Origin of the sequence: Amycolatopsis thailandensis (assembly GCF_002234405.1) — a bacterium.
Lineage (GTDB): Bacteria > Actinomycetota > Actinomycetes > Mycobacteriales > Pseudonocardiaceae > Amycolatopsis > Amycolatopsis thailandensis.
In genome coordinates, this window is the sequence record NZ_NMQT01000044.1 from 1 (window position 1) to 20581 (window position 20581).

Sequence of the window (20581 nt, forward strand, 5' to 3'; positions counted from 1 at the left end):
GGGGTACCAGGGGAGGCCGGGGCAGGGTCCCGGTCCGAACGGCGGTGTCCCGCCGCGTCCGCAAACACCTCCGCCGCCCGGGCAGCACCCCGGCCAGCGCGGTCCGGCGGGCTATCCGCCGCCTCCGCCGCGGCCCCAGCAGCCTGGTCCCGGCCCGTTCCCGGGCAACCGTGGCCCCGTGCCGCCGCCTCCGCCCGGACACCACCCGGGTCAGGGGAGTCAGCCAGGGCGCCCGGGGCCTGGCCGTCCGATGCCGCCCGGCGACGGGCCGCCGCGGTTCGGTGGCCAGCAGCCGCCACGTCCGCCGCAGGTCCCGGCGCCGCGTCCCGGCCAGGACGGGCACGCGGGTCCGCCGGACCGCACGCCCCAGGACCGGACGCAGCAACCGCAGCGTCCGGCACCGCAGCCCGCGCCTCCCGCCCCGGTGCGGCCGGCGGAGCCCGTGCCTCAGCAGGCACCCCAGGACCACGGCGCGAACCCGCCCAAGGACACCGACCTGCCCAAGGACGTCGAGGCGCCCAAGGACACCGACACTCACCACGACACCGAGGCGCCCCAGGACGTCACGCCGGACGACAAGACCACCGACGACATCGGTTCGACGTTCGACGAGCCGTACCTGACGGATCCGGGCTTCCACACGGACGACCCGGCGGCCTACCGCGCGCTCGCCGAAACGCAGATCGACAAGCGTGGTTTCGACGCCGACACCGGGGAAGCCCGGAGCGAACAGGTCCGTCGCGAAGGCCTCGCCAAGCGCGACGCGCATCCGGACCAGCGCGTCAAGGACATGTCGGATCAGGGCGCGTACGCGGTGCACAGCTACACGCGGACCGACATGGCCGAGCGGATCACCCACGCCCAGCGTCATGGTGGCGCGGAGCTGGACGCGCTCCGGCCGCACATCGAAGCGATCACCTCCGGCCTCAACGAGATGCCCACTTACGAAGGCGTCGTCTCGCGGCGGGTGAACTTCAACGGCAACGAAAGCGCGATCCGCGGCTTCCTGGAGGCGCACGGCAAGGGTCAGGTCATCGTCGACCCGCAGATGCTGAGCACGTCGCGGGTCACCGCCGATCATCCGCGCAGCATCTTCCCCGGCGAAGTCGAGATGCGCATCCAGTCGAAGACCGGACGCCACATCGAAGACCTCGCTTCCAAACCGGAAGAGCGCGAAGTGCTGCTGAAGTCGGCGACGCAGTTGCGCGTCACCGACGTCAAGATCGGCCCGGGGCATCCCGAGCACCCCGACTACCAGGCGCGGATCAAGGACGGCACGGCCGCGGGCCTGCCGAAGTGGGTCGTCGAATGCGAGGAGGTCGTCGCCGGTGACGACGGCCACCTGAGCCCCGACGAGGTCCACCAGAAGGTCGCCGAGCGGCGCGAATACAACAACGCCGAGCAGGACCGGCTGGACCGGGAAGCGGCCGAAAGCGACGCCCAGCTGCGCCGCGATCACCCGGAACTGTTCCAGAACAAGGGTTTCGCCAGCCTCGACACCAAGATCTCCGACGGCAAGGGCGGCTGGATCGACGCCGCCGACCTCCCGGAGCGGGAAGCCCCCACGCCGCCGAGGCAACACGTTCCCGACGGCGGCTGGTCCGAGCTGGCGAAGCCCCTGGAAGAGGGCGGGACGCCGGTCATCCACGCGGGTTCGACCGAGACCCCGCACCAGCAGGTCCGGCTGGTCATGGACGAACTCCCGGCGATCGGCGAGGCCAACACCCGCAACTACTACGCGCCCGAGTCGTGGAAGGACGGCTACCAGACCAACTCGGCCGAGGCGCTGGTCGCGTTCGAGAACCGGATGGACGGTGGCGACGCCGTCGCCGGGCCGTCGACCGGTGGCTCGCCGTTGCAGCACGTCAGCGACCGGCTGGGCGGGCAGTGGTCGGATCGGAACGGCTTCGGCGACGTCGCCCGTGAGCTGGGCGAACGCCCGGTCGGCGCGCGGACCGCAGTGGCGTTCGAGCATCACGCCGCCGCCGATCCGAACGCGCCGGAAGGCTCGCCGCGGTCCAAGGACCGGATCGAGACCCGGATCGTCGCCGCGGTGAACACGCCGCACGGCGTGGTCTTCGCCGACCCGATGACCGGGCGGCTCGCGACGCTGCCCGACAACCCGACGTCGATCAAGGCGATGCCGATGGGCGGCGGCGACGCACCGCACGCCCACACCGAAACACAGACGGGAACCCACACCGAGACGCGGCCGGAGACCCGTGCGGAGGCGCCGCCCCAGTCGACGGCCGACCGGCTTCGCGGCGACGACGAACCGCCACCGGTGGACCGGCCCGGCGAGCACGAGGCGCCCAAGACCGAACTCGACATCAGCGAGCGGCTCAAGGGCACCGATGAGGCTCCCGCGCGGCACGACGAGAGCTACGTCGACGACGGGGACTTCCGTGGTTCGCCCGAGGATCACAAGAGCCTTCGTGACCGCTACGACAGCGCGGACCTCGCCGAGCAAGCCCGTGAAAAGGCGGTCCGGCGCCTCGAAGCAAGCCCGCTGAAGGACCGCGTCTCGCCCGAAGCGGCGGAGGCGATCTACTCGTACTCGCGTGAACACGCCTACGCGATCAACGAGGCGAACCGCCTCGGCGAGTCGCACCCCGGCTTCGAGAACGCCCAGCGCAGCACCCGGGCGATCGTCGGCGCGCTGAACGAGCTGCCGGACTTCCACGGCGAGTCCATCCGCGGCATAGACACCAAGGGCGACATGCGCGCCGCCGCGATCATGGCGGCGCATTACGAGCCCGGCCAGACCGTCCCCGAACCGACGATGACCAGCTCCACCATCAAGACGTCGCCGGACACGAAGTCGAAGTTCGGCGAAGACGTCGAGATCCACATCGTCTCGAAGACGGGCAAGGACGTTTCGTCGCTCGCCGAGAATCCGGGCGAGAACGAGTCCATCAACAAGCCGAAGACCCAGCTTTACGTCCACAGCAAGGAGTTCAAGACTCCGCCGCTGGTCGACCGGCCGAAGTGGGTCATCCACGCCGAAGAGGTCACTCCCGGCGACCCGCGCTACCTCGACCCCGAGACCGCCAAGCAGAAGATGGACGAGCGGCGGGCCCGGCACGCGGCGGAGGCACCCGAGCTCGCCCGCCTCGCCCAGGAACGGTCGATGGCGCGCCTCGGCGGCTTCGACGAGCCGCAGACCCCGCCCATCACCACGGAGAACCCGGCCGACCACGGGGTCGCGGACGCCGACAAGGGCCCCGAGTACGGCGAGCAGCCCGCTCAGGACCACAACGCCACCGACGACACGGCGGAGTTGCCGATCCCGGAGCGGGACTACTCGTCGATGGCGGTCGCGACGAACCCGCCGAGCGAACCGGCCATCCACGCCGGTTCGGCGAGCCCCGAGCAGCAGGCCGCGTACGTCGCCGACAGGCACCCGCGGCTCGGCGAGGTCAACCCGCATTTCAACGATCCCGACGCGCTGGCGAACGGCTACCGGTCCAACTGCACCCGCACCCCGGGCGCCTACATGGACCGGATGAACGGCATCGATTCGACGGCCGACCCGCTGCACCTGCACGAGATGGACAGCCGGGGCACGCTGGAGCACGTCGAGGAACGGTTCGGCGGGCAGTTCTCCGACCGCGCCGACTACGACACCGTCATCCGCGAGATGCGGGACATGCCGGCCGATCACCACGCGGTCGTGGCGGTGAAGTACCTCGACGAGAACGGCGTCGAGCGCGGCCACGTCGCCATGGTCGCGAACACGCGGGACGGTGTCGCGTTCATCGACCCGCAGTCGGGCGCGCTGATGAACCTGCCGCATCCGCCGCTGGGCGTGAAGCTGATGCACGTCGGCGTGCCGGAAGGCCCCAGTGCCCAGCACACCGACGGGCACACGACGCGGACGGAAGCGGCCGCGACGAGGCCCGTCGACCCGCGGATCGCGTTCGCGCGGCCGGATCAGCCGGTGGACCCGCGCATCGCGTTCGCCAGGGAAGACACCCCTGACGTGCAGCCGTCGCGGATCGGCCCGGACGGCCGTCCGATCGTGACGCCGCCGCACGACGCGGGCTACGGCATGGCGCACGACGAGCCGCCTCAGGGGAACAGGGCCGACGGAGAACGGTTCCTGAACGACCCCGAGGTCGCGGCCGCGGTGGACGGACTGGACCCGGACAAGAAACGGGCCGTGCACGAGGACGAGAACGGGGTCAAGCACGACGTCGGGCCGATGCGGGACTTCATCCGCGAGCACCTGCCGTCGCATCCGGAACTCGTCCGGCTGATGGAGCACCCGGAGAACGCGTACCTGCGGGCCTCACTGCTGAACAACCCGATGACCATCGGCAGCCTGCTGCTGCACCCGGAGGCCATCCCGCTCCTCGAAGACGCTCTGCGCGACGTCGAGGAGCGCGGCCACCAGCTGATCGACGACGTCCACCAGGCAGGACCCGGCGACACTCCGCTGACCCAGGAGCAGCGGGACCTCGCGAACGAGGCCGCGGACATCGCCGCCGACGTGGGACCGCGCGATCAGTTCCACGCCGGATTCGATCGCGCGGACACCGGCGATCCCGTGAAGATCCAGGAGTTCCTGGACGCCGAACGGCAGGCGTGGCCGCAGAACCAGGGCGACCTCAACCGGATCGCCGAACGGATCGCGGCGGAGAACAACGGGGAATCGTCCGGCCGCCCCGGCCCGAAGGACGACGACCGCGCCCTGGCGAAGATCGCCGGCTACGACGGCGACGCGTCGAAACTCACCGACCTGGTGGGAGCGAAGATCCAGTTCGACACGCTGGCCGACGTCTACAACGCGCTGAACGCGGTGATGGCCGATCCGGATCTCAGGATCGTCAGCTTCGACGACCGGTTCGCGAATCCGCAGGACAGCGGGTACCGCGATCTGCAGATGAACGTCCGGCTGCCGAACGGGCACGTCGCCGAACTGCGGCTGCACCTGAGGCACATCGACACCGTCTCGGCCTACGAACACGCCTTGTACGAGGTCCGCCGCGACTTCCCGACCTACAACCGGACACTGGACGGGGACAACAAGAAGAAGTTGTCCCCGGAACAGGCACTGCTGGAAGCCGCCTTGATGGACCGGGTCCGGGAGAAGTTCATGGCCGGTCTCCGCAAGGGCCTGCCGCCTGAGGAGAACACGTGATCCAGACACCGTCCTTCTACACCTACTTCGGGAAGACCTACCGGGTCGAGTCGACGCCCGACGGGGGCCTGACCGGTTTCCTCCTCAACCCACGCACCGGGGAGTTCGACGAAAAGCCGGAGCACGTGCGCGAGGTCATGTGGGCGATGGCGAGTTCGGACATCAGCAAGGTGCCCGAGGAGAAGTTCGTCCAGGAGACCGAGCGCGCCCGCGAGTACTCGCTCAAGGGCGCCGGGCCGATCTTCGCCCTCTACGAGACCATCGACGGCCTGTACGAGCAGGCCAAGCGCGAGAACCGCCGGATACAGCCGCAGGAATCGGCCTTGATCCGGTCGCTGCGCGAACGCACCTTCAAGATGTGGGAGGACGAGCTGGCCCGCCGCGCCGCCGGTGAACCGCCGTCGTTCCGGGCGGAGCCGCGCTTCCCCGAATACGAACCACCGGAGGAAGGGGCCTCGGAATGAGCCTGCCCAGCCGGCCGGACCGGGCGCGATGATTCACGTGGAACAACTCACTCCCGAACAACAGCGCGGGCTGCTGGTCCGGATCGGCAGGCTCATCCTGGCGGGGATCACCGACCCCGCCCACGCCGCGGCCGCCGATTTCCGGCAGGCCGGGGGGCACTCCGAACTCGAAGGCCACAACGTCACGCCCGCCGCCGAGCTGAACGAGCTCTTCGGCAAGCTGCGCACCGGCATGTACGCCATCGGCCGGGGCACCTGGTTGCAGTCGCGGTTCACGCTCAAACCCGACGGCACCTTCGACTTCGACTTCATCCTCGACGACGAGCCCGCGTGGACCGAGGCACCGGCGGCTTCGGCGTACCCGGACGAGCTGGCCGCGTTCCCGCGCGAGGACGAGCACATCCCGGACTGGTGGCGGCTGCGCGCGCAGCTGCCGTTGCGGGTCGGGTTCCGGCACGCCCGGATCGTCGACGCCTACACCGAGGGTGAGCCTCCGGTGGTGGACAGACCGGAGCTCGACGAGTCCGAGGCGCCGCTGGTCGCGCAGTACCTGGAGCGCGAACCGGCGATCCTCTCCGGCAGCGGTCTCGGCAAGGACATCTTCGAGCCCGACGCCGCCGGGGACGTCCCGGAGAGTTACCACACCGACGGCACCTGGATCTGGCACGCGTCCGTCCCGCACTACCTGCGGAAATACGGCATCCCGCCGGAGCCGGAGCTGGTCGAGCACATCCGGGGCCAGCGGTTCCAGCCGCCGTACGTCGAGCATCTCGTGCGGCGGACCGCGGAAGCGGATCTGCTCGGCAAGCCGAGACCGAAACCGGGCCGCTCCGACGTCAAGAAGACCGAAGGCGACATCGCCGCGGAGCTGGAGACGTCGCCGAACCCGTCGCTGACCGACGAAGAACTCCTGGTCGTATTGGTCAGCAGGCTCGGCGAGCACGCCGTCTGGCCGGAGGCGTATCGCATCGGGGACCGCGCGGACGGCGCCTGGTGCCTCAACTTCACCGAGAAGGGGTGGGAGGTCGCGGCCTACGCCAAGAGCTCCCCGGTGTCGCCGAAGTACTTCGAGAAGCTCGAAGACGCGGCTCATCAGCTCCTCGGCGCGGTCCTGCTGCATCCGGCGCGGATGACCGCCGGACACGAGACACCGCTGGAGACCGCGAAGGAACTCGCCGACTGGCCGGTGCGCGCCGCCCCGGGTGAGCCTCCCCTCACCTTGCTCCGCAACAAGCGCGTCAGCCGGATGGTCGCCGGTACGGTCGTACTGCGGTTCGGCGAGGAAACCGGCAATCTGGTTCACCACGGAGGGGTACGGTTCGCCACGACGTCCCTGCCGCTGGAACGGGAGCGTGTCGGTGGGACCTACCGGCTGCGACGCCCGCTCCACGTGATCATCGGTGTCACCGTCCCTTGGGCGAACATGCCCGGCGGGGCGGTGGCCTACGTGCTCCCGAGGACCATCGCCGAGCACGTGTCCGACGGCAGCCTGGAGAGGATCGAGTAGGTGGAATCGGCGGAAGCGGTAGCCAAGGTCGAAGAGTGGCTGCGCGCGGTCCACGGTCCGGACGTGTCCGAACCGGGCGGCGCCGGCCTGCGCGTGAACCACGAAAAGGTCCTGCGAATCCCCGAGGGCTGGTCGGTCCCCTACAACACGATCGCCTTCCTCGACGAGGGTCATGCCGAGAAGGAGATCTTCCCGCCGCCGTCGGTGACCGTCCGCGAACCGGACGGCGAACTGCGCCAGGCGCATCCACAGCCCGGCGGGCTCAGCGTCCCGGTCGCGTTCCCCGGCCAGGAGGCGTGGCGCGAGGTCGTCGATCCCGAGTACGCGAAGGCCGGGCTCGGTGACCTCGGGGTCCCGCCGCCGGTCGTCGCGGGCTGGGTCAAGGTCAACGCGGAAGGCGTGCAGACCGGGGAAGAGCGCGAGAACCCCGAGTACCGGGCCGGTCCCGTCCGCCGGGGCTACCCGAAGCCGGAGAACAAGCTCGAAACGCTGCTGTCGTTCGCCAGCGTCGGCTGGCTGACCAGGGAACAGCTGCTCATCGGGCTGCTGCGCTGCGAGGTCTACGTCCCGCTGGACCTGGCGTCGGGCAAGACCGAGCGGTTCTACTTCAACGAGGAACGCGCCGAGCTGAGGGTGTTCAGCTCGACCAGGAACCTCCCGTCCCGCGAGCACGGGTACTGGAAGGTCGACATCGCGACCCTGGCCGGGTACGAGAGCCCGCCGAACCTCGTGATCAACGGCGGGCCCGCGACGTTCGAGGACGTCAGCGGCGCCGAACTCGCCGAGACCGCCCAGCGGTTCCCGCGCCGGGACGCGTCCGTCGACGTCAACGAACGCTGCCCGGAAGCGGACCCGGAGCTGGAGATCCTCGCCGCCGACACCGCCGCGAAGATGGGCCTGCCCGAGCCGGTGAAAGCCCCGCTCGCCGCCGCCGAACGGGCTCGACGTCGAGGCTTCGAACTGACCGTCGAGGAATGCCAGAAGACCGTCCTCGGCCAGTCGTGGCTGGCGCGGCTCAAGCGGCCGGAGCCGCCGCGCGGCCGTCCGAACGACCTGCGGGCGAACGGGCTGGCGCCCGGCTACGACAACGAGGGTCAGATCGAGCCGCGCCTGGACACCTTCGGCAAGTACTTCGAACGCGACCGCTCCAGCTCGCGCTACGGCTGGCAGCGCGTCACGGGCGCCTTCGTGGGCTTCGCGCTCGGCGAGGCGCTCGGGGCGGCCGTCGACCGGATGCGGCTCGGCGAGATCCACGACACCTACGGCCCGGACGGGGTCACCGACCTGCCGGTCGCGTTCGACCTGCCCGGCCGGGTCGGGCCGCTCACCCAGCGGCTGCTGTTCTACACCGAGGCCGTGATCCGCAGCCCGCATCGCGAGCAGCCGGAGAACCGCGACGCCGAACAGGCGCTCGGGACCGTCGCCCGCAACTCGCTGATGCGCTGGCTGCACACCCAGGGCGCGCCGCTGGACAACGCCGACGGCTGGCTGGTGAAGGTGCCGGAGCTCCGCGTCCGCCGCACTCCCGACGACGCCGAACTCAACGCCTACCACGCGCTGGCGACGGTCTCGCCGACCGCGATGCCGATGAGCGGACCGGACGCGCTGGTCGCGGCGCTGCCGGCGGCGATGACCGCGGCGGGCCCGGGGAGCGCGATGAGCGGCGGCGTCCGCCAGGCGGTGCGCGACCTCGTCTCGGTAACCCATCCCGGCGAGATCGACGTCGAGGCGGCGACCTATCTGACCTGGCTGTTCGAGCCCGCGCTGACGTCGGAGGCGTTCAGCTACCCGGTCTGGAACATCTCCCGGGAGATCTTCAGCGACCAGAACCCGCACCAGCGGGGGCCGGTCTGGGCGGATCTCAAGGCGATGGTCGCGGAATCGGTGCCGTTCTTCGGCAAGCACGGCCTGCCGGATCTGCGTGTCCCGGAGCTGATCGGCGACGGCAAGGGCACGCTTTCGGTGCTGGGCCGCGCGTTCGCGGCGCTGTCCGGATTCGAGAACTACCCGGAGCAGGCGCTGCTGCGGGCGGTCAACCACTCGGGCCGCAGCGCGATCACCGGTGCCATCGCCGGTGCCCTGCTCGGCGCCCGCACCGGCATTCCCGGTCTGCCGCAGAAGTGGGTCGATCAGCTGGAGCTGCGTTACCTGGTGGAGAACATCGCCACGGACGCGTTCTGGCACTTCGACCGCCACTCGGCGCTGCACGAGGTCGACGGCTGGGACCGGCGGTATCCGCGCTGGTGACTGGAATGGGGACGATGAACGAAGAGGAAGCCGTCAGCCGCGTCGAAGAGTGGCTGACGGACAGGGGCGGGGAGGGGACCGGCGCGCTGCGGGTCCGCCGCGAGTACGTCGTACGCGCGACCGACGGCTGGAACGTCACCTACAACACCGTCGGCTGGCTCGACGGGACCGATCCCGGCGCGGGCCTGTTCCCCAGCCCGGTCGCGTTCGTCCCGGACGACGGCGGCGAGATCCGGCTCGACCTGGAGCTGATGGCGGTTTCGGCGGCCGGCGACGACAGCGACGCGTTCACCCGCTGGGCGGAAGTCGTCGACCCCGAGTTCGACCCTTCCGTGGCCCCCGGGATGCCCGTGCCGAAGGCGGCGATCGCGCGCTGGGAGCAGTACACGCTCTACGGCGAGCCGACCGGCGCGGTCCGCGCGAACCCGGATCACCGGCCGGGGCCGCGGTTCTCCGGTCGCCCGGCGCCGGAAAGCGAGGTCGAGACACTGCTCGGCTACCTCCGCGTCGAATGGATCACGCCGGAGGAGTTCGTCCACTGGATGCTGGACCTCGATGTCCTGGCCCCGGCCAAGGACGGCCACCTGCAGGTCCGCGACTTCGGTGACGCCGGCCTGCGGTTCGTCGTCTACACCTCCGAGGCGCAGGTCCCGTCCGAGTACACGGTGTGGCAGCGAATCCAGCCCCGCGTGCTCCTGCGGCGGGCCAAGGACACCCCCGGTGTCGGCCTGCTGGTCAACCCGGGACGTCCGGAGACCTTCAACGTCTACCCGGAGACGCTGCGGCAGGTCGCCGACCTCGACCTTCCCGCGGGAACCGAACGCCCGGAATCCGTCGGACGTCCCGCGTACTTCACCGGTGAGTACGACGGCGCCGCCGTCGCGAACCTGCGAAGCCTGGTCGACCAGGCCAGGGACAACGGCTACCCCCTGAGCTCCGGCGAACTCGCCCGCTACACGCGGGCCGCGACGCTGTCGTTCGAGCGCTCGCGGGCGAAGTACGACGGCCGCCCGCTGCCGGAACTGCCCGAAGACCTCTTCGCGGCCGGACTCGTGACGCACTTCTACGACGACGGCGAGCCGCGTCCGAGCGCCTGGACGTTCGGGAAGTTCTACGACCCGACGATCCCCGTCGGCAGCTTCGCGTACCCGCGGCTTCTCGGCGCGTACGTCGGCTTCGCGCTCGGGGACGCGCTCGGCTCGGGCGCGGATCCCGCCGACGGCCTGCCGCTCGGCGGACTGACCCGGCAGCTGCTGTTCCACACCGAATCGGTGATCCGCGGCCTGGACGCGACTCCGGACAAACCCGAGATCCCCGCGTCGCTCCCCGCGGGCGGACGGCCGGACGGCTGGGTCGCCAAGGCCACCGCGTCCGCCGGACCGCCTCCCGCCGAGTTCTCGGCCATGTTCGCGACGGCGCTCGCCGCGACGGTGACCGGCGGGACGCAGGGTCCCGCCGACAGTGCCTTCTACGCGATGAAGGTCGTCCGTGAGCTGGTCGGTTCCGCGGCAGGCCACGAGGTCGTCCATGGCGCCGAACTGCTGGTGAACGTGTTCCGCGCGCAGCTGGCGGCCCGGAACGGCGAACCCGCGGTGGCGAACTTCCTCGAAGGCTTCGACGAGTACAGCGGCGAGGTCGGCGACCTGGTCGAGACCGTGCTCGGTCTCCGGAACGACGTCGACGGCGAAGACGTCGAACAGTTCGACAGCATCGGGGACGGCCGCACGCCGCTTTCGGTGCTCGGCAGGGCGCTGTTCGCCGCCGCCAAACGGGGCCACGACCCCGAGGCGGCGCTGACACTGGCCGCCCGCGGCGGCTCGGTGACCGCGGCGCTGACCGGGGCGATGGTCGGCGCCAGGGTCACCGTGCCCGGCCTGCCGGAGTCCTGGCTCGCGGCGTACGCCGACCTCGGCGTCGTCGACGCCATGGCGGGCGACGCCTATTACTACTTCAACCGGTTCGGTCTGCCCCGCGAACCCGAGGAGCGGCGGCGCTGGGACGCGAAACGGTACCCACGAGGAGAACAGTAGAGAAATGCGCGAGTGGCTTCAGGGACCGGCGACCAGGTCGCGGCTGCGCGGCAGCCTGTACGCCGGGGCGATCGGCGACGCGCTCGGCGCGAAGACCGAATTCGACTCGATCGACCGCATCCGGGAGATCGCCGGGCCCGCCGGGATCACCGACCTCATCCCCGCGTACGGCGGGGTCGGGCGGATCACCGACGACACCCAGATGACGCTGTTCACCCTGGAAGGCCTGATCAGAGCCCATGCCGCCGCCCGGCGGGAGCAAGGGACCTTTGCTATCGCCGCCCCCGGAGAACCCGTCGTGCAGTCGCTCCAGCTGGCCTACCAGCGCTGGCTGCACACCCAGGGCGTCTCGTGGGAGCGGGCGCGCGGCCCGGAGAACACGAGCACGGATCCGGACGGCTGGCTGATCACGAACCGCGAGCTGTTCAGCCGTCGCGCGCCCGGCCTCACCTGCTTCAGCGAGCTGGAGGCGTACGGCAAGACCGGCGTGCGCGCGGGCATGGACAAGCCGGTGAACAACTCGAAGGGCTGCGGCGGCGTCATGCGCGCGGCGCCGGTCGCGCTGTGGTCGGACGACCTCGCCGAGGTGTTCCGGCTCGGCGCCGAGAGCGCGGCGCTGACGCACGGTCACCCGAGCGGGTATCTCTCGTCGGGAGCTTTCGCCGTGATCGTGCACGAGCTGCTGACCGGGAAACCGCTGCTCGACGCTGTCGCGATCGCCCGTGCCGAACTGGAGAAGTACCCGGGGCACGAGGAGCAGAGCGTCGCGCTGGACCAGGCGCTCGCGCTGGCCCACGAAGGGGCTCCGACGCCGGAGAAGCTCGAAACGCTCGGCCAGGGGAACGTCGGCGAAACCGCGCTCTCCATGTCGGTCTACGTCGCACTGGCCACCGCGGACCCGAACGTCGCGCTGCTCGCGTCGGTGAACCACAGCGGTGACAGCGACTCGACCGGATCGGTCTGCGGGAACCTCGTGGGTGCCATGTACGGCGAGGAAGAGCTCGACACGGACTGGCTCGTGAAGCTGGAACTGGCCGAGGTCATCGGAGAGCTGGCGGACGACGCGCTCGCGGAGTTCGGCGGGAACGCCCCGGGTGACGACCGGTGGTACGCCCGCTATCCGGCCCACTAGATTGACCTCCGGTCTGGGGATCTTGGGGAGGGGACACAAAGTGCGTTACCGGGTTCAAGCGGCGGAGCGGCCGGATGGCCTGTACGCCGTCTGGGGGGACACCGTCTTCGCGGCCCAGCGGTCGACCGAGGACGGCACGTTGCTGCTCATCGCGCCGCCGGGGGAAGCGGCGCCCGAGGGCTTCGACCGCGACTGGAACGGGCGGCCCGCCCGCGTCGTGCTGAACGGCGAGGTCGGCGTGACCTTCAGCCTCCAGTCGTACGGCCGGTTCGACGACGAGCACTTCCAGATCGCGCCGCACACCGGCGGCGGCGACCTGACCTTGCGCTGGGCGGGCGAGGACGCGGCCCGCGCGGCCGAACTGGGGCTCACGGACTTCTCGACCACGGCCGCGCCCTCGCGGCTGACGGCGTTGTGGCAGACCAGGCACGACTTCGTCGAGTCGCCGGAAGCCCGCCCCGAGATCGGCACGGGCGACCAGCCGCCGCTGCTGCGCGCCATCGGGCGGACGCTGCTGCGGGTGCTGCCGCCGGGCTGGCAGCGGGTGGGCGCCCAGTTCCGGCAGGTCGGCGACTACTCCGAGCTGGAGGTCCGCTCGGTCGGCGACGAGGGCAACGGCCCGGTGTCGGTGTCCCTCGCGGCCCCGCCGGAGCTCGGCTCGCTGTTCGCGCGGCTGCGCGCGGCGATGCACCAGCCCGAGACCGGCACCTGGTTCCAGGGCACCTTCACGCTGGACTCGGAGTCGCACTTCGACTTCGACTTCGACGCCGAACAGGAACCGACCTGGCGGCTCTCGCCGAACGAGGGCGGGAAGCCGTCGCCGCGCGCGTACGCGACCGAACTCGCGATCTTCCCGCGCGACAAGCAGCACGTCCCGGCATGGCTCTCGGCCAAGGCCGGTCTCCCGCTGGACGTCGCGTTCCGGCACGCGAAGGTCGCCGACGCGCACAACGAGGGCGAACGCCCGGTCGTCAACCGGCCGCCGGTGCCGCCGGACCTGATGCGCGGCGTGCTGGACTACCTCTTCCGCTCGCCGGTGGCGGTGTCCCGGCCGGGTCCGCAGCCCGACATCTTCACCCCGAACGGCCCGCCGGACGTGCCGAACGCCTTCCACACCGACGGCGTCTGGATCTGGCCCGCGGCCGTCCCGCACTACCTGCGGAAATACGGGGTGCCGCCGGAGCCGGAGCTGGTCGAGCACATCCGGGCCGCCGGGTTCCGGCCGCCGCTGGTCGGCGAGCTGGTGCGGGCGACCGCCGAGGCGGAGATCGTCGGCAAGCCGCGGCCGCCGCAGACCGCCGCGGACCTGCCGGACGAAAGCGTCCGCACCCGCGTCGAACGCGACGGCGAACCGGTCCGCGACATCCGGGCCGCCGAGGTGCTGGAAGTCCTGTACCAGCGCCTCGCCGAGCACGGCGTCGCGCCGACGTCCTACCGGATCGGCGCGAACGCGGTGCCGGAGCCGGGTCTCTGGACCCTGCGCCGCGCCGAGAACGGCTGGGAGGTCTCGCGGCCGCCTTCGGACGAGCCGGTGGCGTTCGCCAAACTCGAAGAGGCGGCACGGTTCTTCCTCGGCACCCTGCTGCTGTACCCGGCGCGGGCCGCCGTGGGCGCGAGCGAGGAGGCCGACAACCCGGCCGACTGGCCGATCCTGCCGCTGCGGGGCGAGCCGCCGCTGAACTTCTTCCGCCGCAAGCGGATCATCGTGCTACCGGCGGGCACCACGGTGCAGCGGTTCGGGAACGAGACCGGCAACCTCGTGCACGCGGAGACGGCTCGGTTCGTCGAGACGTCGCTGGCCGCGGAGCGCGAACGCGAGCGCCGCCTGTACCGCGTCCTGCGGCCGCTGCGTGTGGTCACCGGCATCACCGCGCCGTGGAACGGGACACCGGGCGGTGCCGTGGCTTATGTGCTGCCCCGGCCGCTCGCCCAGCATCTCGAATCCGGCGCGCTGTCCCGCGTCCAGTGAGCCGCATTTAGTCCTCTGGATGCGGTTCTTGCACGCGCAACTACCGCATCCAGAGGACTGAACGCGGCGACTCAGGAAGCGGTGATGAGCACCGCGGGAGACCACCAGTAGTCCGCGAGCGGCTCGATCCGGATTCCGGTGAAGCCTGCTTCCTTCAGCTGCGAGGCCCAATCGGTGGCGGGCTGTTCCCAGTTCGTCCGGTCGGCCCCCGGTTTGACCAGGCCCAGCAGGACCGGCAGCAGGAACCCCTGCGCGACCAGCGACGCCTCCTTGCCGTACTCCGAGATCCCGCGTTCGTAGCGCGTGACCAGGGAGAACAGGTACTCGTCGGAGTCTTCGTCGTACTCGGGCACGTCGAACTCGGCGAGCACCAGGCAGGAGGTCCGGGGCCGGAGCGCCCGCAGGACCTCGGTGCGCTCCGCGGTCGGGATCGACTGGAGCGCGAAGGTCGACTGCGTCAGCTGCCACTGCCTGTCGTCTTCGCGGGCGAGGAACTCCTGCGCGGTGTCGTCCCAGGTGTGGAGGCCGTGGGTGCCGTCGAGGTGCTTGCGCGTCTCGGCGAGCAGCGCGCTCGACGGCTCGACGAGGTCGATCCGGCCGGGCTGCCGGTCCGCCTGCTCCAGGGCGGGGACGACGGCGAGCCCGTCGCCGCAGCCGAGGTCGAGCAGGGAACCGACGCTGCCGTAGCGCCGGGCGAGCATGACGCTGAGCTGCCGGTAGAGCTTGACGTTCCCGCCCCCGCGGATGAACGCGGTGAACGCGGCGGGCCGGTCGTAGACGTCCCCGCCCCCGCCTTCGGTCAGGTATCGGTGAAGTTCGATGCCGAGCGTGGATCCGGCACGCCCGGCGAGGTCCGCTGCCTTGGCCTGGTCACCGTCGCGGTACGCGGTGAGCGCTTTGACCAGGACGTCCGTTTTCTTCATGTTCTCCTGTTTACCGTCAGAACGGCACCCAGAGGGTGACTCTGGTGCCATTGCCCGGAGCCGACTCCACCCTGGCGGTCCCGCCGACCTCGTTCAGCCGGGCGGTGATGGACTCGCTGATCCCGAAACCGGCCGGCCGGGAGTCGAGGCTGAACCCGGCGCCGTGATCGCGGGTGATCACCGCGACGCCGCCTTCCTGCTCCTCGACGCGCACGACGACCTTGTCGGTCCCGGCGTGCTTGAGCGTGTTGCGCAGGGACTCGCGGACGGCGTCGCGGATGGCGATCTGCCGGACCTCCGAGAGTGTGTCGTCGTCGAGCTCGGCGATCACGAGCTGGGCGCGCAGCCCGTCTCGCGCCATCTCCGCCGCCAGCGACGCGAGCTTCTCGCCCAGCGGCCGCGACCCGGCCTCCGACCGTTCCGAAGCCTCGTTCTCGATCGTCCGCCGCAGCTCCATCGACTGTGCCCGCGCCAGGCGCTGCACCTCGTCGAGCCGCGCGGCCGGGTCGCCCTTGTTGGCGAGCGCGATCGCTTCCAAGGTCTGCAGCACGGAATCGTGCAGCATCCGGTGCTGGCGGGCGCGTTCGGCGATCCGGCCGTTGCGGATGCCGTACGCGAGCGCGAGCCGTGTGCCGAGCCCGATCAGGACGAGGGCGCCGCTCGCGGTGAAGAGGACGCCGAGCATCGACGGGAAGCCGGCCATCGCGTCGCCGGGCGCGGCGTGACCGGTGCCGAACAGGGACGCGAGCATCCGCACCGGGAAGCTGACGACGGCCAGCGCCGCGGCGGCGGGCATCCCCAGCGCCAGCGCCAGCAACGCGACCTCGCCGAGCAGATGTTTGCCCGGCACCGCCATCGCCTCGGTGAACACCGAAGCCGGCACGAGCGCGCCGACGGCCAGCGGCGCGAGCAGCGTGAACGCGAGATCGATCGCCAGCAAACGGACGGCGTGCTGCGGCCGGAACGGCGCCGAACGCAGCATCCACCGGATCCCGTACAGCGAGAGCGCGACCGAGCCGAGAGCCACCAGCCCGACCGGCCCGATCCCGACCATGCCGTGCGTGGAGACGTAGACGCCGAAGGTGCCCGGCACCGCGAAGAGCCGGTAGACCAGGGGGATGAGGGCGACGTAGCGGGCGGCCCTGAGCAGCAGGTTGTCGCGGTAGGCCGTGTCGACGGGGCCGTTCATCTGCTGGATCCGGCGGAGCGCCCGCATCGGCGTCGGATCGCCGACCTCGTCGGACAGCTCGCTCGTCGCGGTGGCCAGCGCGGGCGCGCCACGACGCAGCAGCGTCACCAGAAAACTGGACGGCCGCTTCGCCATGGAATTTCCCCCTGCCCGGAGCACCGGCAGGAGTATCTCCGGTTACGCCGTATGGATCCAGAGACCATCGGGGTTTATCTCAGCTGATGACGCCGGAATCCGTGACGAAACGGGCGAACGCTAGCCGCCGACGCCGTTTTCGGTGGCCCACTTCTTCAACTCGGCCACCGCGTCGTCGTGCTCCAGCGGACCGCGGTCGAGCCGCAGTTCCTTCAGGTGCTTCCACGCCTTGCCGACGTCCGGCCCCGGCTTGAGCCCGAGGATCCGCATGATCTCCTCGCCGTTGAGATCCGGCCGGACCCGGTCGAGGTCCTCCTGCGCCTGGATCGCTTCGATCCGCCGCTCGAGGTCGTCGTAGGTCGCTTGCAACGCGGCCGCCTTCTTACGGTTGCGCGTGGTGCAGTCGGCGCGCACCAGCTTGTGCAGCCGGGGCAGCAGGTCGCCGGCGTCGGTGACGTAGCGCCGCACCGCCGAGTCCGTCCACTCGCCCTTGCCGTACCCGTGGAACCGCAGGTGCAGGAACACGAGCTGGCTGACGTCCTGGACGATCTCCTTCGAGAACTTCAGGGCACGCAAACGCTTGCGGGCCATCTTCGCGCCGACGACCTCGTGGTGGTGGAAGCTCACGCCGCCACCGGGCTGGAACTCGCGCGTCGCGGGCTTGCCGACGTCGTGCAGCAGCGCCGCGAGCCGCAGGATCAGATCCGGCTCCGAGGTCGGTTCGTGCGAGGACTCCAGGTCGATCGCCTGCGCGAGCACGGTCAGCGAGTGCTGGTAGACGTCCTTGTGCTGGTGGTGCTCGTCGATCGCCAGCCGCATGCCGGGCACCTCGGGCAGCACGCGATCGGCGAGCCGGGTGTCGACCAGCAGCTCGATACCGGGCCGCGGGTCGGCCGCCAGCAGCAGCTTCGACAGCTCGGTCTGGACGCGTTCGGCGGTGATCCGGTCGATCTCCTCGGCCATCGACGTCATCGCGTCGATCACCCGCGGCGCCGCGACGAACCCGAGCTGCGCGGAGAACCGCGCGGCCCGCAGCATGCGCAGCGGGTCGTCGGCGAAGGACTCCTGCGGGGTCGCGGGCGTGTCGAGCACCCGGTCCTGCAACGCCTGGAGCCCGTCGTACGGGTCGACGAAGGTCTGGTTCGCCAGGTCGATGGCCATCGCGTTGACCGTGAAGTCGCGGCGAAGCAGATCTCCCTCGATGCTGTCGCCGAAGGTGACCTCGGGATTGCGGCCAACGCGGTCGTAGCTGTCGGCGCGGAACGTCGTGATCTCCAGGGTCATGCCCTGCTTCGTCACACCGACCGTGCCGAAGGCGATGCCGACGTCCCACACCGCGTCGCCCCAGGCGTTGACGATCTTGAGCACCTGGTCCGGCCGGGCGTCGGTGGTGAAGTCGAGGTCGCTCGACAGCCTGCCGAGCATCATGTCCCGGACGCTTCCGCCGACCAGGTACAGGCGGTACCCCGCCTTCGCGAAGAGCTTCGCGAGCTCGTCCGCCAGCGGGGAGATGCGCATCAGCTCGGTCACGGCGTTCTGCATCGCAGTGCTCTTCCCCGCAATCGCCTGCCCGGCGACCACCTTGTTCACGACAATCCCACCACGATTTGGATGTACTTACTACGGTTCGGCCCAACACGGGCACGGAGAGCCAGCGTACCCGTACCGCCGTTTGCTCTAGCATCGCAGCATGTCTGGATCAGCCGGCCGCTCCGGCGCTTCGAAGCCGGGCCGCCGGCGGAGGCGCAGGCGGGGAAGGCGGCTGACCACGGTCGACGAAACGTCGGCCGGCGGTCTCGTCGTCGACGCCGAGCGGGCGCACGCCGCGCTGATCGGGCGGCTCGACCGGCACGGCAGACTGCTGTGGTCGCTGCCGAAGGGCCACATCGAGGACGGTGAGACGGTGGAGCAGACAGCGGTGCGCGAGGTGAAGGAAGAGACCGGCATCTCCGCGCGGGTTCTCGAGCCCCTCGGCACCATCGACTACTGGTTCGTGGCCGAGCGACGCCGGGTGCACAAGACGGTGCACCATTTCATCCTGGAATCCACCGGCGGCGAGCTTTCGGACGAAGATGTCGAGGTGACCGAAGTCGCCTGGGTGCCGCTGGCCGACCTGGAGACCACCCTCGCCTACTCCGACGAGCGCAAGCTGGTCCGGAAGGCCAAAGAACTCTTCGCGCAGCAACAGCACACCGCCGAGGGAGCACCTGAGTGAAGCGGCTTGCCGCCACTGTCCTGTCGATCCTGTTCCTGGCCCTGCCCGCGTTGTTCGGCGCGGTCGCGCAGGCGCAGGAACAGCCCCGGCTGCGCGTGGACCTCGATCAGCTGAACCCCCGCGTGATCACCACGACCTCGACGTCGATCACCGTCACCGGACGCGTCACCAACATCGGCGACCGGCCGATCAGCAAACTGGGCGTCCGGCTTCAACTGGGCTCCCGGTTGCAGAGCGAGCAGCAGATCGGCGACGTGCTCGCGGGCGGCAAGTTCAAGGACCTGGGGGCGACCGAGTTCGTCGACCTCGAACCGGACACCCTGGAGGCGGGGCAGAGCGCCACGCTGAACCTGGCCGTCCCGCTCGGCCAGTCCTCGAAGCTCCAGTTCCCGAAGCCCGGCGTGTATCCGCTGCTGGTCAACGTCAACGGCACCCCGGACTTCGGCGGCCCGGAACGGCTCGCGGCGGTCAGCCTGCTGATGCCGGTGCTCGGCGTTCCCGGCAGGGCCCCCGCGACGCGTCCGCCCTCGGCGCCGTCGACGAGCCTGCTGTGGCCGATCGCGAACAGCACCGTGCACGTCGTCTCGGCCCCGCTCGGCGGTCCGCTGACCCTGGCCGACGAGCGGCTGGCCGACGAGCTGTCCACCGGCGGGCGGCTGGACTCGCTGGTCGCGGCGGCGCGCGCGGCCGAAGCCGACACGAAGGTCTCGTCGTCGCTTTGCCTGGCCATCGACCCCGACTTGGTCGCGACCGTGGACGGGATGTCCCGCGGCTACCAGGTCGCCGGTGGCGGCGGGCCCGTCCCCGGCAAGGGCGCCGTCACCGCCAAGAACTGGCTCGGCCAGCTGAAGGCGCTGGTCGCGGGCCGCTGCGTGGTCACCCTCCCGTTCGCCGACGCCGACCTCACCGCGCTGACGAAGGTCCGCGCCGGCGACGCCACCGACACCGCGCTCCTGGCGAGCGCGATCGGTGGCGCGACGACGATCAAGAACCTGCTCGGCATCCAGCCGCAGGACGGCGTGCTCTGGCCCGGCGGTGTCCTCGATTCGCAGACCGTCGAAGCGATCGGCAAGGCGGGCGTCAAGACCGTGCTGACCGATTCGCGCAGGCTCCAGTCCGACGCCCCGCTTTCGGGCGGGGTGTCGATCGAAGGGACGGATCTCCGCGCGCAGCCGATCGACACGCTGATCTCGACCGCGTTGAACGGCTCGGGATCCACCCAGAACGGGCTGGGCGCGATCGCCTTCCGGGCCGGGCTCGGCGGGCAGAGTGAGGGACAGCAGCGCTCGCGGCTGCTGATCGCGCCGCCGCGGCACTGGGCCGCGACCGGCACCGAACTCACCACGTTCCTGGAGCGGATGGGCGACTTCTACGCCGCCGGTCTCGCCAAGTCGACACCGCTGCCCGAACTGCTCGGGGAAAGCCCGTCCGGGACGGCGTCGGTCAACTACGACCCGCAGGATCTGACGGCCGCGACCAGCGGCGACGTCACCGCGAAGATGTCCCAGATCGACAACGAGACGCTGGGTCTGTCGTCGGCGATGACGATGGATGCCACCAAACGGGTGAATCCGGCCGACGTGATCGCCCCCGTCCGGCTCGCCCTCATCCGGTCCGCCTCGACGTC

13 protein-coding genes are annotated in these 20581 nt (G+C 70.6%); 9 read left to right on the forward strand and 4 right to left on the reverse strand.

What is annotated here, in order from left to right; genetic code table 11:
* Positions 1–385 (reverse strand): hypothetical protein (locus CFP71_RS44915; protein ID WP_244199662.1); only part of this gene is annotated, 385 nt, incomplete at its 3' end.
* A gap of 57 nt (positions 386–442) precedes the next feature.
* Here CFP71_RS44915 and CFP71_RS13595 point away from each other — a divergent pair.
* The 7 genes from CFP71_RS13595 to CFP71_RS13625 are packed head-to-tail and all read left to right on the forward strand — an operon-like array spanning position 443 to position 14492.
* Complete coding sequence (locus CFP71_RS13595; protein ID WP_244199663.1) at positions 443–5143, forward strand: toxin glutamine deamidase domain-containing protein; 4701 nt, start codon at positions 443–445, stop codon at positions 5141–5143.
* Positions 5140–5607 carry a hypothetical protein gene (locus CFP71_RS13600; protein ID WP_093934211.1) on the forward strand — a complete coding sequence of 156 codons (468 nt, stop codon included), beginning with the start codon at positions 5140–5142 and terminating at the stop codon, positions 5605–5607. Before CFP71_RS13595 ends, CFP71_RS13600 begins: the two co-directional genes overlap by 4 nt.
* A 37-nt stretch (positions 5608–5644) precedes the next feature.
* Complete coding sequence (locus CFP71_RS13605) at positions 5645–7114, forward strand: TNT domain-containing protein (RefSeq protein WP_093934212.1); 1470 nt, start codon at positions 5645–5647, stop codon at positions 7112–7114.
* Positions 7115–9361: an ADP-ribosylglycohydrolase family protein gene (locus tag CFP71_RS13610; protein ID WP_093934213.1), complete on the forward strand. Its 2247-nt coding sequence runs from the start codon at positions 7115–7117 to the stop codon at positions 9359–9361.
* Between the two features lie 14 nt (positions 9362–9375).
* A complete protein-coding gene (locus tag CFP71_RS13615) occupies positions 9376–11391 on the forward strand; it encodes a YrhB domain-containing protein (protein WP_093934222.1) in 2016 nt (671 codons plus the stop codon).
* 4 nt (positions 11392–11395) lie between these two features.
* Entirely contained in the window at positions 11396–12523 is a 1128-nt protein-coding gene (locus CFP71_RS13620; RefSeq protein ID WP_093934214.1) for an ADP-ribosylglycohydrolase family protein, read from the forward strand.
* Between the two features lie 40 nt (positions 12524–12563).
* Positions 12564–14492, forward strand: coding sequence for a TNT domain-containing protein (locus CFP71_RS13625; RefSeq protein ID WP_093934215.1), 1929 nt, complete (start codon positions 12564–12566; stop codon positions 14490–14492).
* Between the two features lie 71 nt (positions 14493–14563).
* Here CFP71_RS13625 and CFP71_RS13630 read toward each other — a convergent pair whose 3' ends face one another.
* The 3 genes from CFP71_RS13630 to CFP71_RS13640 form a co-directional block, all read right to left on the reverse strand.
* Complete coding sequence (locus tag CFP71_RS13630; RefSeq protein ID WP_093934216.1) at positions 14564–15415, reverse strand: class I SAM-dependent methyltransferase; 852 nt, start codon at positions 15413–15415, stop codon at positions 14564–14566.
* A 16-nt stretch (positions 15416–15431) separates the two neighbouring features.
* A complete protein-coding gene (locus CFP71_RS13635) occupies positions 15432–16739 on the reverse strand; it encodes a sensor histidine kinase (protein ID WP_093934217.1) in 1308 nt (435 codons plus the stop codon).
* 120 nt (positions 16740–16859) lie between these two features.
* A complete protein-coding gene (locus CFP71_RS13640; RefSeq protein ID WP_093934218.1) occupies positions 16860–18281 on the reverse strand; it encodes a CCA tRNA nucleotidyltransferase in 1422 nt (473 codons plus the stop codon).
* 148 nt (positions 18282–18429) lie between these two features.
* Between CFP71_RS13640 and CFP71_RS13645 the strand changes: the two genes are divergently transcribed.
* Together CFP71_RS13645 and CFP71_RS13650 are read left to right on the forward strand one after the other, a co-directional pair.
* On the forward strand, positions 18430–18954 hold the full coding sequence (locus CFP71_RS13645; RefSeq protein WP_093934219.1) for an NUDIX hydrolase: 525 nt from the start codon (positions 18430–18432) through the stop codon (positions 18952–18954).
* A partial coding sequence (locus CFP71_RS13650; RefSeq protein ID WP_093934220.1) for a glycoprotein occupies positions 18951–20581 on the forward strand: 1631 nt, incomplete at its 3' end. The genes CFP71_RS13645 and CFP71_RS13650, both read left to right, overlap by 4 nt.